This window comes from Georgfuchsia toluolica, from assembly GCF_907163265.1.
Lineage (GTDB): Bacteria > Pseudomonadota > Gammaproteobacteria > Burkholderiales > Rhodocyclaceae > Georgfuchsia > Georgfuchsia toluolica.
Genome location: NZ_CAJQUM010000001.1, coordinates 965,963 through 980,880, shown reverse-complemented (window position 1 = coordinate 980,880; position 14,918 = coordinate 965,963). Strand labels below are relative to the sequence as shown.

15 protein-coding genes and 1 tRNA gene are annotated in these 14,918 nt (G+C 57.1%); 5 read left to right on the top strand and 11 right to left on the bottom strand.

The genetic code is table 11. The features are described from left to right. From bcrD to K5E80_RS04530, 7 genes are all read right to left on the bottom strand, one after another. Window positions 1-846: a benzoyl-CoA reductase subunit D gene (gene bcrD, locus K5E80_RS04560; protein WP_220635047.1), complete on the bottom strand. Its 846-nt coding sequence runs from the start codon at window positions 844-846 to the stop codon at window positions 1-3. Continuing rightward, on the bottom strand, window positions 843-2,183 hold the full coding sequence (gene bcrA / locus K5E80_RS04555) for a benzoyl-CoA reductase subunit A (RefSeq protein WP_220635046.1): 1,341 nt from the start codon (window positions 2,181-2,183) through the stop codon (window positions 843-845). The genes bcrD and bcrA overlap by 4 nt, the downstream gene beginning before the upstream one ends. A 17-nt stretch (window positions 2,184-2,200) precedes the next feature. Beyond that, a complete protein-coding gene (bcrB, locus tag K5E80_RS04550) occupies window positions 2,201-3,535 on the bottom strand; it encodes a benzoyl-CoA reductase subunit B (protein WP_220635045.1) in 1,335 nt (444 codons plus the stop codon). Further along, the gene (gene bcrC, locus K5E80_RS04545; RefSeq protein WP_220635044.1) at window positions 3,532-4,704 is read right to left on the bottom strand and encodes a benzoyl-CoA reductase subunit C; all 1,173 of its coding nucleotides are present in this window, start codon (window positions 4,702-4,704) and stop codon (window positions 3,532-3,534) included. The genes bcrB and bcrC overlap by 4 nt, the downstream gene beginning before the upstream one ends. 589 nt (window positions 4,705-5,293) lie before the next feature. Then, window positions 5,294-5,647, bottom strand: coding sequence for a YfeK family protein (locus K5E80_RS04540; RefSeq protein WP_220635043.1), 354 nt, complete (start codon window positions 5,645-5,647; stop codon window positions 5,294-5,296). Between the two features lie 14 nt (window positions 5,648-5,661). Further along, entirely contained in the window at window positions 5,662-7,233 is a 1,572-nt protein-coding gene (locus K5E80_RS04535; RefSeq protein ID WP_220635042.1) for a phospholipase D family protein, read from the bottom strand. Window positions 7,234-7,416: 183 nt separating this feature from the next. Next, a complete protein-coding gene (locus K5E80_RS04530; RefSeq protein ID WP_220635041.1) occupies window positions 7,417-8,472 on the bottom strand; it encodes an OmpA family protein in 1,056 nt (351 codons plus the stop codon). Between the two features lie 379 nt (window positions 8,473-8,851). Between K5E80_RS04530 and K5E80_RS04525 the strand changes: the two genes are divergently transcribed. The 5 genes from K5E80_RS04525 (at window position 8,852) to K5E80_RS04510 (ending at window position 12,312) form a co-directional block, all read left to right on the top strand. Next, the gene (locus K5E80_RS04525; RefSeq protein ID WP_220635040.1) at window positions 8,852-9,466 is read left to right on the top strand and encodes a hypothetical protein; all 615 of its coding nucleotides are present in this window, start codon (window positions 8,852-8,854) and stop codon (window positions 9,464-9,466) included. Between the two features lie 79 nt (window positions 9,467-9,545). Beyond that, a complete protein-coding gene (locus K5E80_RS04520) occupies window positions 9,546-9,695 on the top strand; it encodes a lmo0937 family membrane protein (protein WP_220635039.1) in 150 nt (49 codons plus the stop codon). 98 nt (window positions 9,696-9,793) lie between these two features. Beyond that, window positions 9,794-10,003 carry a Clp protease/crotonase-like domain-containing protein gene (locus tag K5E80_RS04515; protein WP_220635038.1) on the top strand — a complete coding sequence of 70 codons (210 nt, stop codon included), beginning with the start codon at window positions 9,794-9,796 and terminating at the stop codon, window positions 10,001-10,003. Window positions 10,004-10,009: 6 nt separating this feature from the next. Next, window positions 10,010-10,123, top strand: coding sequence for a helix-turn-helix domain-containing protein (locus K5E80_RS17120; protein WP_425514550.1), 114 nt, complete (start codon window positions 10,010-10,012; stop codon window positions 10,121-10,123). 197 nt (window positions 10,124-10,320) lie between these two features. Continuing rightward, window positions 10,321-12,312, top strand: a complete 1,992-nt coding sequence (locus K5E80_RS04510) for an HD domain-containing phosphohydrolase (RefSeq protein WP_220635037.1) — start codon at window positions 10,321-10,323, stop codon at window positions 12,310-12,312. A gap of 120 nt (window positions 12,313-12,432) precedes the next feature. Here the strand turns inward: K5E80_RS04510 and K5E80_RS04505 are convergent. From K5E80_RS04505 to K5E80_RS04490, 4 genes are all read right to left on the bottom strand, one after another. After that, window positions 12,433-12,509, bottom strand: a tRNA-Asp gene (locus K5E80_RS04505). Between the two features lie 223 nt (window positions 12,510-12,732). Next, window positions 12,733-13,389, bottom strand: a complete 657-nt coding sequence (bioD, locus tag K5E80_RS04500) for a dethiobiotin synthase (RefSeq protein ID WP_220635036.1) — start codon at window positions 13,387-13,389, stop codon at window positions 12,733-12,735. Then, window positions 13,386-14,156, bottom strand: a complete 771-nt coding sequence (gene bioC / locus K5E80_RS04495) for a malonyl-ACP O-methyltransferase BioC (protein ID WP_220635035.1) — start codon at window positions 14,154-14,156, stop codon at window positions 13,386-13,388. The genes bioD and bioC overlap by 4 nt, the downstream gene beginning before the upstream one ends. Beyond that, window positions 14,153-14,917: an alpha/beta fold hydrolase gene (locus tag K5E80_RS04490; RefSeq protein WP_220635034.1), complete on the bottom strand. Its 765-nt coding sequence runs from the start codon at window positions 14,915-14,917 to the stop codon at window positions 14,153-14,155. Before K5E80_RS04490 ends, bioC begins: the two co-directional genes overlap by 4 nt. Window position 14,918 lies beyond the last annotated feature (1 nt).

Below are 14,918 nucleotides of genomic sequence, written 5' to 3'. Positions count from 1 at the left end.
TCAAGTTGCAGCCCGGTGCTCGAGCTGACGCAATTTCTCGTAACGGAACGCCCCCCAGAGGGCTGCGCCGATCGCCCCGGCACAGATCGAATCGGGATTGTTCACGGCCTCTATCCCGGTGATCTTCTCATTAACGAGCTCTTCCTGGAGTGCGGCGAGCAGGCCGGTGTCCAGCGCGAGGCCTCCGGTGAGGAGCACAGTACCCTGGGTGATGCCGGTCACTTTCAGCAGTTTTGCCAGTCGCGATGCCATCGAGAGATGGATGCCTTTCAGGATGTCCTGCGTGGCGATGCCGCGCGAGACCATGTTGATGACGTCTGTCTCGGCGAGCACGGCGCAAATCGAGCTGGGCTTTTCGGGATTCTGCGAGGACTGCGACAATGGACCGATCTCTTCGATGGCCACACCGAGGTAGCGCGCGATATTTTCGAGGAACTGGCCCGAGCCTGACGCGCACTGGCTGGTCATCTTCGAGGCGAGCACCTTGCCGCGCTCGTCGATGAAGATGGCGCGGCCGTTCAACGCCCCCACGTCGACCACGGCGCGGGCCGGAGGGCAGAGGTATATGGCGCCGCGGGCATGGGTGGTCATCGAATAGAAGTGTCCGGTGGCGAATTTGACGTTCTCGCCTTCTCCGGTTGTGGCGGTGTACTGCACGTCAGCAGGCTTCAACCGCGCTTCCTCGAGGACTTCGCTGTAGCCTGTGAGCGCAAGTTCCTGCGGATCGCGCTGGCGGATGCGCTCGACGCGCTTGGCGAGCCACTCGGTCTTGTTGCCGTCCTGCCTGAACAGCACGGTCTTGACGGCGCCTGAGCCGATATCGATGCCGATCGTCGTAGTAGTCATTCGCGTGCCTCCGCGGTCTTGCCTTCTTCGACCACCGCGCGGTAGGCGAATGTCGCGCCGCCGAGCGCTCCGGTGAAGATCGAGTCCGGATTGATGTTAAGCGTCATCTCGCCGTAGTTTTCTCTGACGAGGTCCCTGAGTGCCTTCACTGCGGCTTCGTTCTTCGCCACGCCGCCGGTGAAGGTGAATTCGTTGCGGATTCCACCCGAGCGCGCCAGGATGGACATCGCGCGCAGGATGATGGCGCGGTGCAGCCCGGCCATGATGTCTTCGCGCTTCTCGCCCAGCGACAGCCTGTCGCGCAGCTCGGCACCGGCGAACACCGTGCAGGTCGAGTTGATGCGCACGTTCTTGGTCGATTTCATCGCCAGTGGCCCCAGTTCGTGCAAACCCATGTTCATCTCGTCGGCGATGTAGCCCAGGTAGCGCCCGCAGCCCGCCGCACAGCGGTCGTTCATCTGGAAGCTCTCGACGATGCCGTGCTTGTCGACCTGGATCGCCTTGGTATCCTGGCCGCCGATGTCGAGCACGGTCGCCGTGCCTTCATGCATCATGTGCGCGCCCAGGCCGTGGCAAAGGATCTCCGAGCGGATATGCTCCTTGGAAAAGGGCAGCCGCGCGCGGCCGTAGCCCGTGCCGATGATGTAGGTTTCCTCCAGTTCGGTGTCCAGCACCGAGCGGATCGGCGCGCGTATGGCGTCGGCACGGCTCAAGGTGTCGGGCAGGGCGATGAAGGTGCGGTCGAGGGCGGCAAGCAGATTGCTGCTGATCGCATCGCCATAGTCGCGGTTCTCGACTTCGATGATGGAACGGTCGAAGACGTTGAGCAGCATGTCGTAGCGTATGCCGGCTTCCTTGGCGACTTGTTCGCCGAGCGCGAGGTAGCGGCTGCCGGCGATGTCACGGAAGAAGTCCGACTTGCGCTTGGCTCCCGGAGCGAAGAGACTGGGCGCCTCGCTGCGCAGCCGTTTGAATAATTCGCCCAACGCGGCAAGCACTGCCTTGCTCGAATCGCCGAAACGTGAACCTTCGGCATTGCGCAGGCAGGTGGCTTCCAGGTCGGCGAGCTGCACCAGGAACTGTTCAAGCCGAAAGTCGCGCTCGAGCTGGGCGAGAAAATCCTCCAGTGCGCCGTTGAGCGCATGCGACTGCGAGAGTGCCTGCCGGAATAGGTAGAAGCGGGCATTGACCAGAGCTTCCTGTTTGGCGATCTTTGCGGCAGTGTCGTAGTTGGAGCGCGAGTTGGTGATGCCGCGGCCGATGATGTTCTGATGCTCGTCGATCGCCACGGCTTTCGTGGTGGTGGATCCGAGGTCGATGCCGATGAAACAACGCATAACTATCTCCTCGCGGTTCAGTGGGCAGTGGCGACGCCCGCGACGGCGCGCTTCTGCTTGATCATCTGGAAATACGACTCCAGCCGGTTCTTGATGTTCGCGGCGGAGAAGTAGCGCGGATCGACAAGGTCGGACTCGATGAAGGCGGCCGGCTTGCCGGTACGCTTCTCGACTTCGCGCAGCATGAGGAGCTGGCCGGCGGAGAAGCTGTTGCAGCTCTTGATCGAGTTGATCAGCAAACCGTCGGCCTCGTACTCGTCCATGTACTTGCAGATCATCTCGATGCGCTGCGGGAAGTTCATGTTGGTGTAGCAGCCCAGGCAGTAGTCCGCGAGCGACTCCAAAGGATGATCCGGATCGTGCCGGAAGCCGAAATCGTAGACGCCGCCAACCTTCGAATAGGTGCTCGCTACGACTACCGCGCCCTCGTCATAGAACATCTTCCAGAATTCGCGGAAGCTGGTCCAGTTGGGCGGACCTTCAACTACCAGCCGGTATTTCTCCTCGGCCATCTCGCCCTCAGGCGTGATCGGACCTTTCTTGTTCCGCACGCGCTCTTCGATCTCCTTGCGCAGAATGTCGTAGTACTGTGTCGCCTCAGGGGTGCCGCGGAATGCAGTGAAGATCGGCCCGATGTAATACACGGCGCCGAAGTAGCCGTCGATGGGAGAGGGCCGGTTCTTGGCCGATTGCAGCACCTTCACCAGGTCATCCTCAGCCTTGACGGATTCCTTCATGTACTGGCGCAGCCGGTCGATGTCGAACTTCACGCCCGAGACGCGCTCCATCGTCGGGATCACGGTTTCCTTCAACTGCTTCACCACGTAGTCGCGCATGCTCTGCGAGATTTTGCCGTCGCCCTGGTAGGGCGTGTGCAGCATGACGGTTTCACAGTTGTATTTCTGCCGCACCAGCTCGAACCACTTCATGAACGTGAAGCAGCCGGTGTACGAGAGCAGCAACAGGTCGGGCGTGGGCAGCTTCTCGCCCGTGGGACCGATCTCGCCGCCCAGCATCATGCCCAGATCCGACTTGACGTAGGTGCACACGTCCTCGGAATGTCCGTCGCGCTCGGCGTCGAGGATGAACTTGCCGGACTTCTTCCTCATGCCGTTCTGTAACGCGTTGGTCTCGGGCAGGCTGCGGGCGAAGTCGAAGCACATGACGAGTTCATTGAGATTGCCCGGCACGAAGGTCGCAGCGACCTTCTTGCCATTCTCGTGCGCGCTGGCGAGCTCGCTGTAGTTCCGGTTGATCATCTCCTTCTGCAGCCACATCGCGTCCTCTTTCTGGACCGCTGGCGTGGGCTTTTGGGAGGCTTGCGGAGGTGTTATTTGGACAGTCGTATTCATGAGTCGCTCCAGAGTTTGATCGAGTCGGCGAAAGTGCCGGCCTGTTCGCGGATCGGGGCCATCTGGCCCGTGTTCTCCGAGAACTTGAACGCGGTGTACGGAATCTTGTGCTTGGCGAGTATCTCTTGCAGCATCGGCCGCTCAAGCAGCGCCGGATCGCAGAACGAAGCGGCGGCGAATATCACGCCCTCTGCACCGCCCTGCTTGACTTGGTGCAGGAGGTACTTGCCCTTGTCCTCCTTCTTTTCGTCGTACTTCGAGGCCTGCTGCGCCGAGCGGTGCAAAAAAGCTTTGGAGAGTTCTTCGAGCGGATTTCCGTTGGCGGGAACTTCGTCCATCAGCCAACGCATGACAAGGCCGAAATCGTCGTCGACCACGTAGCATCCGGCCATTTCGATCGACTTGATCAGGGAGAGGGGCGGCTGCTCGCAGAACGAACCGGTAAGAACCACGCGCGCCTTGTCGCGCTTGGGGCGGTCCTCCTTGTCGACTGCCGCGATGTAGTCGCGGACGAGCTGGGTGTGCTCCTCGGGTGGCAGCACCATGCCGGCGCGGATGAGCAGATAAACTTCCGAGGTCGGCGCCTGCCAGGGCTTCTGGGTGCGGTACGCGTATAAGTCCTGGACCGCGCGACGGTTCTCGTTGTATATGGCGATGGAGGCGTTCAACGCCGCGTCGGTGATCGGCTTGCCGGCGATCTTGGCCAGATCCTCGCGCAACACCTGCATCTCGTGAATGTAGAAATCGCCGCCTACCTGGTCGAGGTAGTTTTGCGGGACGTCGATGTAGCGGACGTACTTGTCCTTGAACAGGATCTGCCACATTCCCGAGAGATTGCGTATGACGTCGCAGGTCGAGGGGAAGAGCATGCCATCCAGGCAGTCAAGCCGGCCGGTCAGGCCCAACTCCAACGTGGAGCGCGGGATGCGGCAGATGTAGCTTTGGTAGTAGGCGTCACCCTGGATCACCTCCATTTGGTCGCCGCCGCCGAAGATTCCAACTGGAAGCATGCCTGCTGCATGTATGATCTCGCGCGGAACGTAGACCGGCATGTAGCCAATCGCCTTGCGGCCGGGAACGGCCGCTTTCCATTCCTTTACTGCATTGAAATGCAAATCCTCGAACAGCGCTTCACAGCGGGCCAGGATGTCCTTCAGTGTCGGGACCATTTGATCGTGCTCCTCTTCTATTATTGACAGTTAGGTACCTTGAAACTTGCTGCGTGCAGCTTGCCAACCGGAAACATGTACTATAGTACACGAATTATAGTACATGGCTGTATAGTACACAATAAAAATAAAAAAGCAATATATTGCGTGTTATACGTAGAAGACAGATTCGAGCAGCAACTAGCGATAAACCCATAAACACGTGTAATTACATTAAGTTGTATGAACGCGCACCTTGGTGACTCGGTTACAACTGAGTCAATAGTCGATAAGACGACTACAAGTGTAAAATTACCATAGTAACTCTGTCCACTATTTTGGGGAGAATTTTCTGCTGGTTCGCTGAATTCCACGAACAGCAAATACCGGGTTCTCGGAAAATTGATCCTGAAAACCTCATTTGAACCACGGCGACACGGCGGGCATGAGCAGAGGAAATGACCACAGGGAATCCCTGTGGGATCCCCGTGGGACGGCGGAAAATCGAAAGCTTGCCAATGAACCTCGTTTCACCCGATGGGTGAGGCACCGCATGCCTGCCATGCCTTGTGTTTCCGCCGTGTCGCCGTGGTGAACTGCTTATCCATGATCAATAAGTCCGCAGACGCGCAAGTTCATCGCGCAGCCATTGACTGCTCGTGATCGTTGCGCCGCCATTGCACCTCACCACATAGGGTTGGCCGCTGAAACTGCTTTCAGTGGCAGCCCGCGCAATAAAGTCTTCGGTAGTATTGATCAGATTTCTTGCCACGAGATATTTGTATTTGTCGCGTAAATGCACCTGCGCTGCTTTCGAGTCGTACCAGCTGCCGTTGCGATAAAACTCGCATCCGGTCCCCTCGACATAGCCCAGCAGAAAATTGACTTCTATCTGCACACTGGTCGCTGGTTCCGCCCGTGCAGTCGGTGCCAGCAAGAACCCCAGTATCAGTATTGAACTCATAATCAATCGCATGTTCATAACTCCTTGTCCATTGGCAACAGCGATAAAATATTGACGTTGAATCGCTGCCAGTTACTCCGTGCCGGTTCGATGTCGTACTCAACGACCTTGCCGTCTTCCTGGGTGCGCCACACCAAACTTGACCTACCCCCGGATCCGTTCGGACGCAATGCCAGCATGTAGGAATTGGCAGGCTGCACCATGGCATCAAAACGTGCGGTAACCTGTTGCGCCAGCTCTGGACTGTCTATGATCAAACCGATTTCGGTGTTCAGATGCATGGACCGTTGATCGAAGTTCATCGAGCCGATGAACAGTTTCTTGCGGTCAAATACAAACAGTTTCGCGTGCAGGGAATAGTTTCCATAGCGCGACATTGACGCGGTCTGGCCGCTGCCGCGCGCGTTGCCCAGCAGTGAGCGGATCTCGTAGAGTTCCACGCCTTCCTCCAGCAGGGGCACCCGATAATGCATGTAGCCGGCCTGTGACGGCAACACCGTCGATGATTCGAGGGAACTGGTCAGGATACGGACACGTACTTGGCGTTGGCGCAGGCCTTTAAACAACTGCATGCCTTCTTTTCCGGGGATCAGGTAAGGCGTGACCATCAGTAGCTCGGACTGCACCGCACCAGTGGCATCGGCCACTGCCCGATGCATCAGCCTGCCCACCATCGCGCCGTTTTCCACTTTCTTTTTGTCGGGGCTGTCGCAGACCAGTTGCGCATGTGCCCAGACCAGTGGCAGACGACCGGAGATCATTCCGTTTAAGGGTTCTCCGTTCGCGACACGCTTCGCATAGTCGACGCCGTCCTTCTTTAATTGCTGGCCCTGATCGCTCAATACCTCGCGATGATCGTTCAGGGCCGCATGAGAGGTCTTTTTTCCGGAAAGCGCTTCAGCCGGAATCGACAGGGCGCTGTTCCAGTATTCGTCGAAGGTTCTCGACAGCCCTTGGGCGACAGGGCCGGCGGCAAACACGTCGTCATCGGCGAACTGCGAGTCGGGGTCGATCTGAAAGTATTGATCGCCGATATTGCGTCCGCCGACAAGCGCTACGGTATTGTCTATGACAAGCAATTTATTGTGCATCCGGTAGTCGAGCCGGGAGTTGTTAATCATGAACTCGATGGCTCGAAACAGCATGCTACTGCCACGATACGCGAATGGATTGAAGATTCGAATCTCGATCGATGGATGCGCCGCAAGCGCCGAAATCTGGTCGTCGCCTGCCACTGTTTCACCGTCATCAATCAGCACCCGCACCCGCACGCCGCGATCTGCTGCGCGCAGCACTGCATCGGTCAATAGCTTGCCGGTTTCATCGCCGCGAAAAATGAAATATTGCAGATCGAGCGTGCGTTCGGCAGCATTAATCATTTGCATCCGGGTCAGGAAGCCGTCGGCGCCGACCGAAATGATGCGAAATCCCGAGTTGCCGTCATGTTTAATTGCCGCATCTGCAAACTGCCGGCCAAGCCTGGTCTGCTCCGGGTAAGCGTAGGCGGTGGAAATTGTCTTCGGAAAATCGGATCCCGGCGGCAACGAGGCGCAGCCGCCGACAAACGCAACAATCAGAACGGCCACTGATAAACGTAGCCGGCCGATCATTACCCTGGTCAAGCAGAATTGCTTCATCGTTCTTGTCTTCATGTACCAAAATTCATTCTGAATATATACAGCTTATTGTTGTCAATGTATGTGCTCCAACGAACAGAGCTCATAAAAAAAGCCAGCCTTGCGGCTGGCTTGTTGTGGAACTTGAACTGCTTAATCGACGCGACGCTTGATTGTGATCTGCTCGACTTCGACGCGACGGTTGGGTTCCAGGCACTTGATGAGCTCGGCCCGCTTGGTTTGCTTGCATTCCACCACCGGGTTGGCTTCGCCCTTGCCCTCTGCACTCAAACGGCTGGGGTTGATGCCCTTGTTCACCAGATAGGCTTTAACGGCTTCGGCGCGACGTAGGGAGAGCTTGTTGTTGTACTTGTTCGAACCAATGCGATCCGTGTAGCCGGTAATTACCACATTGTCGATGGCGATATCGTTGTTCAGCGCCGTGGCAATTTCGTCAAGTTTGGGCTGCGACTGGCTCAGCACGGCACTATCGAACGCGAACAGTTCGGTGGCCGATAGTGTGTAGTGCTCGAAGCGTGGTGCCGGTTCAGACTTTACTGGGGCGGGGGTGGGGGTGGGGGTGGGGGGCGGTTCATAGGCGGGTGCCGCAGCAATCGGCGCTGCAGCAACCGGCCTCTGGCTGGCGAAGTAATATTTCAAGGAAAAAAGCAGGGAAATGTTGGTCAACTTGGTGTCGCTTGTATCGCTCCTTCCGTTCATGCGGATTGCTTCTTCGCTGAGGCTCCAGTGGTCGGCAAACTTCCATTCGGCGCCCAGGCCCAGGCGCGGACCATTTTCGCTGTATCCGTCTGCGTCGTTCGTACCCTTGATTCGACCATAGCCGAGCTTGAAATACGGCAGAAAATTGCCCATCGCGTAACCGATCTTGCCATCTACACCATACGCCTTGTCGCCGAAATCGATCGATCCAACCGTGCTATTTCGGCTCTCGCTTCTGGTCTGATCATAGAAGGCATCCAGACCGAACAGCCAGCGACTGTTACCAATGTCCCAGTTATAACCACCCTCCACTCCGCCAGCAAGTGCGTGTTCGTAGTCAGTAGATACGGAACCGGATGCCCTATCGCTGCCGACTCCTATGCCGGCACCGACGTAAGGCCCGGCAAAATCGCTGGCGATAGAGGGAACGGCATAAACGCTACAGCCGAGCATTGCAATTGCAATTGCGAGTTTATTGAATTTTTTCATGACGTTTCCTTTAAAGGTTATGCAATCAGACGATGCTGGAAAGTGCCGGACACGATGTCTTTTCGCAGAACGGATACGTATAAGGATATGCCGATGTGCCTTCGGTGCGTTAGCGCACGTAGACGCAAACCGCTGCATATGGGCGTGGGGAAAATGAGACAGAACTGCCTGATTTAGCCCAATAACGGAGCCAAATGCCGTTTCTATGTGCAAGCCCATCGAACTACAGACCCCAAAGTGAAGGATGTCAACAATGCATCCGTTATGTGCGGTACCAGACGGACAATGAATATATGCCGCCCTAATCTCAAAATGACGAGACAGATAGACATGAAGCGTTCCAACAACTGAAACCTTATTTAACTCAATAGGATAAAACATGAAAAACCTCAATATCAACACCATTGTGCTTGCCATCGGCCTTGCTTTTACCACTGGGGCAATGGCCGAAGGCATGTCGAAGCAGCAATACGAATCCCTGGAAAATGGCATCGATACCGATTACAAGTCAGCCAAGGCGGGATGCGATTCACTCGCGGGCAATGCCAAAGACATCTGTGTCGCCGATGCCAAGGGAAAGAAGAGCGTCGCCAAGGCCGCGCTTGAAGATAAATACAAACCCAGTGTCAAGACCCGCTACGAAGAACGCGTTGCCAGAGCCGATGCCGATTATTCGGTAGCCATCGAGAAATGCGACGACAAGGCAGGGAACGACAAGGATGTTTGTGTAAAAGAAGCAAAAGCTGTCAAAGTCCATGCAATAGCCGATGCCAAGGCGCAGATGAAGACATCGAAAGCCGACGCCGTGGCGATCGAGAAATCGTCCGCTGCAAATGTGAAGGCTATGGACAAGGCAGTTGATGCGCACAACGATGCGGCGGCAGATGAACGCGCTGCCGACTATGCGGTGGCCAAAGAGAAGTGCCAGGCCCTGGCTGGCGCCACCAAGGATCTGTGCATAAGCGATGCCAAAGTTCGCTTCGGCCAGGATTAATCAACCCCGGCAACGTCAATGACTTCCGTCGTTGCCGGGCAGCGAGATGCATTGGTCGCTAACCTAAAGAGGTACCCCCATGCTTTATACGATAGCCGTTGTACTGATCATTTTATGGTTGCTTGGCCTGGTCACTTCCTACACCCTTGGGGGATTCATTCACATCCTCCTGGTAGTCGCGATTGTGGTGGTTCTGCTCAGGGTCATTCGCGGACAACCCCCCTTGTAACCACGCTATTGCTTGAAGGTTTAGCGGTGTGTCTATAACGTCTCTGGCCTGTTCACATTCCTGAACACGGCACAAATCCACATCGCCAGGAAAATGCCGTGTTTATTGTCCAGCCGATTCCTGCTGGCCGCCTGGAGCGAATGGGCATCGTCAACCATGTGGCGCCCGCAATTGAAATTGAAGCATTCATCTATGCCATGGCGCGAACAATTGCCCGGAACTCGCCGCTGTCCGTTCCAGTGATGAAGGAACAACTGCGTATCCCGGCTGGCGCACCCTCCATGTCATCCAGCACTTCTGGCGCATAGAAGCGCCTGGCGTACCGCATTTGTGCTGCGAGCTGGCGGAACGCGTGGCTCGGTGCGATCAAAAAGCTTTGCCGCTTGTTCAAGTGCCAGATCGGGGAGATATTCGAGATCAAGGATTAAGGACTTAATAGTCGCTCAAATCCTGAAACAAGCGAAAGCGATCTGTTCTAAAGTGTATTTCGAATTCTTCACAGCACAACCGCTTTTCGTAACGACGAAATCCAGTTCAAATCGTGAATTCCGGGTTAGCCTCATATTTCTGCCGATCTGGTCCATAAAATTTCGGGGTTAAACAACCTAACAGCAAGAGCCAAAACATGTTTGATGAATTTAGCAGACTGCTGGCAGCAAACGACTATATCGCCCACGATTGTTGCGTCAATTGGCCACCGTCCATGCTGTGGGCTTTCGTTATCAACGATACCGTAATTTTTCTTTCATATTTTTCAATGCCGTTGGCCCTGGTTTATTTTGCCCGCCGCAGCCGCAACAAAAACGCCTCTTATCCTTGGCTGCCCTGGCTATTGACCGCTCTTATCATGGTTTATGGCATCTCCTACCTGGTAGGCACCGGCGCAGAATCGTGGGGACCACTGTACCGGCTAATAGCCCTGCTTAAAGTCATCACCGTTCCGTTATCGCTTGCCATTACGGTCACAATCTGGCCCTCGTTGCTGCAGATCATAAAAAAGTCTATTCCGGATCAGTCGTACAGCGAACAAAGGGAAGCCGGGCCAGACACCCAACAAGTGAACCGGCTATACGCAGCGCTGGCTCAATGCAACCAGGCTATTGTTCGCTGTAGCAGCGAGGAAGCGCTGTTCCAACTGGTCTGTCGTGCTGTCGTGCTGGCCGGCGGCATGAAATCGGCATGGGTTGTCATTACCGATCCCGCAACGCTTCGGTTGCGGCGCACCGCCAGTTATGGTGATGACGCAGATTTTCTGGGAAACCTGATTATCTCCGCGGACCCCGCCAGTCTGGTTGAGCGAGGTCCGGCCGGCATTTCCATCCGGGAAGGCAAACCCTTCTGGTGTCAGGATGTCTCGAACAACCCGTTGGTTGCTCCCTGGCATGAGTTTCTGTTGCGCCGCAAACTGGCTGCTACTGCCTCGCTGCCGTTGCATAAGAATGGAATTGTTATTGGTGCGCTTATCCTTTTTTCTGACAAGCTCAATGTTTTCGACGAAACAACGCGCAACCTGTTGACTGAAATGGCCGCAGACATTTCCTATGCGCTCGACATTTTCGAGCGCAACCTGCAGCATAAACAGGCCGAAGACAAGTCACGCGCCGAGGAAGAACAGTTTCGCTGCCTGGTTGAACAATCAATCGCGGGAAGTTACATCATTCAGGATGATAAATTTGCTTACGTTAATCCGCGCTTTGCCCAAATGTGCGGCTACAACAGCGAACACGAAGTAATCGGTCTGGACAGCATTCGACTGACGGCCGAAAAGGATCGCACCAATATCGCAGAAAGAAATAAGCGACTGCTCATGGGCGATTCGCCGAGTACCAATTTTTGCTTCACCGCACTGCGCCAGAACGGATCCAGCTTCGATTGTGGCGCCCACAGCAGTATTGCAAATTACCGGGGGCGTCCTGCCATCATCGGCATGATGCAGGATATATCGGAGAAAAGGCATGCCGAAATCGCGATTCAACACTACATATCGCAGTTGAAAAACACACTAATGGGAACCGTGAAGGTGGCAACGACCTTGAGTGAGATGCGCGACCCATATACCGCCGGTCATGAACGCCAAGTGGGGGAACTCGCGGTTGCCATCGGTGCCGAACTCGGTCTCGACGCACAGAGGCTGGAGGGCTTGCGGGTTGCCGGTTATCTTCACGATATCGGCAAGATCAACATCCCATCGGAAATCCTATCCAAGCCCGGCAAACTCGGTTTTATCGAGAATCAACTGATACGGGGGCATGCTCAGGCGGGTTATGAGGTGCTTAAGGATGTGGAATTTCCATGGCCGGTAGCGAAGGTTGTGCAACAACATCACGAACGTATGGACGGCAGCGGCTATCCGCACAGGCTCAAGGATAAGTCGATCCTGCTTGAATCCCGGATCATGGCGGTAGCCGATGTGGTGGAAGCCATGTCATCGCATCGACCCTACCGGCCCGGGCTTGGGATCGACATGGCCCTGGTCGAAATCGAGCGTGGCCGCGGCACTATCTATGATGCTGATGTTGCCGATGCATGCCTGAGACTGTTTCGCGACAAGGGTTACGCGATCCATTCGAAACCCATTGTCGACATCGACGTTTGGCAGCAAACCCTCGACTTTTAAGTGTCACTCCGCAGGAATATCGTCGGCGTCATCACGAACCGCGGCGACCTGCCCGGTTAGCATCTCCACAATCATCTTACAAAAAAAAGCGGGCTCCCTTCCGGAAACCCGCATGGTTGTTGGCGGAGCGGACGGGACTCGAACCCGCGACCCCCGGCGTGACAGGCCGGTATTCTAACCAACTGAACTACCGCTCCGCGCTTGAAACTCAAGCCTGCTGTCGCGCACTACAACAGGCCGGTAACTGGCGTCCCTGCGGCTGCCTGATGATGCAGCCCTGCTTTCCGGACGATTGTGTGGTTGGTTGCCCCACAACAAGAGGCGCGAATTATAGAGCCCTGCGCCAAAAAGTAAACAACTCAAGCCAGGGATTTCCCGTTTGCGCAGGTTGCCGCAGCATGCGCCGGACGGATGATTATGTCAGGGAAGTAGCAAGTTTTTCGCTGCCTGTGCCGCATCCAGCGGCATCTGAAAATCCATTATCCCAAGCCGGGGTGCAGCAATCAGCTCACTCAAGGTCGCGATGTTTTCCGCGCGCTGCGGCATCGCCAAGTCGATGCTGTTGGCTACCCAACCCGCGAGTCTCAGGCCGCGTGTCTGGATTGCCTCCACCGTGAGCAGGGCATGATTGAGACAACCCAGGCGCAGTCCGACGACCAGGATCACAGGCAGCGCCAGCGTTTGTGCAAGGTCGGCGCTGTCGCCTTCGGGGCCGAGCGGGACGCGAAAACCGCCGACGCCTTCCACGATGACGACATCCGCCTGTTGGCGCAAGGCGTCGAGTGCATGATGAATGGGAGCAAAACGAATTTCCCGATTCTCATCCGCAGCCGCCAGATGCGGCGCGACTGGATTCCTGAAAGAAAAGGGATTCACCAGATCAGGCGCGGCAGCCACGGACGAAGCGCGGCGCAACAGCACAACATCCTCATTGCAACCGTCGGCATCCAGCCCGGCGGCAACCGGCTTCATGCCGATTGTCGACGCGCCAGCTTGTGCAAAGCGATGCAGCAAGGCGCAGCAGACGAAGGTCTTGCCGACGCCGGTATCGGTTCCGGTGACGAAATAGGCACTCATTTTTGGGCAAGGATAAAGTAGGTATCGTAAGTCAGCGGCAGCCCACACGACGTGCGCATGCGCTCAAAGTTATCGGAAAAGCGGCGCCAGGCAGTCTTGCCCATCAGGCCCGGCCGCCGGTTTCGCGCGGCGACGTGGCTGGCGCCGAGCTCGCGTACGCTCGCCAGCAACGAACGCAGATCGGGATAATGGCGTTGCATGCCCACCCGACGCAGTGTCAGCAGGTCGAAGCCGGCGCTGCCCAGCGCTGTGCGCAGGCGCGTTTCATCGATGAAATCGTTGGTATGGCGAAACTCATCGACGCCAACGAAGGCGCGGCGCAGTTCGGCAAAGGTATCCGGCCCCAGCGTCGTCGCGGCAAGATGGCCGCCGGGCCGCAATATGCGCTGGAACTCCAGTGCCACGCGACCGGTATCGCACCACTGTATGGCCAGGCTGCTCCACACTAGATCGACACTGGCATTCATCAGGGGCAAGGCTTCAATATCGCCGCACACGGCCAATGTTGACGTGCCGGGCGGAAGCTGGTGCAGCATCGGCGCGGCGAAATCGAGCGCGACAATCTCTGCCTTGGGCCAGCGCCCGGCGATTAACTGCAGACCGTGACCGGTGCCGCAACCGGCATCGAGCACGCGGGCTGGCAATGAATCCATTTGGCATTGTGCCGACAAGCGTTCGCCCGTCTCGCGCTGGAAATCCGCCACCGCGTCGTAATGCGGCGCGGCACGCGCGAAGGCGCTTCTCACCAGCTGTTTTTCCGGCTTCATTCGAGCAGTCCGGCAAAGCGCCGCACGCTGTCGACAAAACGCGCCGGATCGGAAGCGAAAGGAGCATGAGCGCTGCCGCCGAATACTTCCAGCCGTGCGGCGGGCAGGGCCATCATCAGTCGTTCCGCTGACGCGAGCGGCATCAGCGGATCGGCATCGCCATGCACCAGCAACACGGGTTGCCGCACGGCGTCGAGCAGAGGCCGCAGATCGCTTTGCGCGAGCAGATCGAGGCTTGCCAGCAGCGCGACGTCGCTTGCCGCAGGCGCATCATCGCTACGCAGATAGCGCTGCGCCACAAGCGGCTGTGCGCCTCCCTGATGGATCTGGCTGGCAAAGCGTTTCAGTAACTGTGCGCTGTCGGTTGACAGTGCGCGACGGAACTCATCCAGTTGCGCGGCTGGCATTGCTTCCGCCCAACCTTCCCGCGCGACGAAGCTCGCCGTGGCGCCGACCAGCACCAGCCGCGCCACCAGGTGTGGATGGCGTGCGGCGCAGGCCAGGCAGACCATGGCGCCGAGCGACCAGCCGCATAGCATGGCGCGTGGCGGCAAGGTCGCTGCCAGTTCGTCGGCGAACGCTTCGATACCGCCGGCTGCCATGGGTGGAGTGTCGCCATAGCCGGGCAGGTCGACGCGATTCACGGTGAAGTGCTCGCCCAGCGCCTGCGCGATATTCTTCAGCGCTCCGCTGCCCAGGCCCCAGCCATGCACCAGCGTCAGGTTGGGGCCATCGCCATTGGCATGAATTGCCAGTGTCATT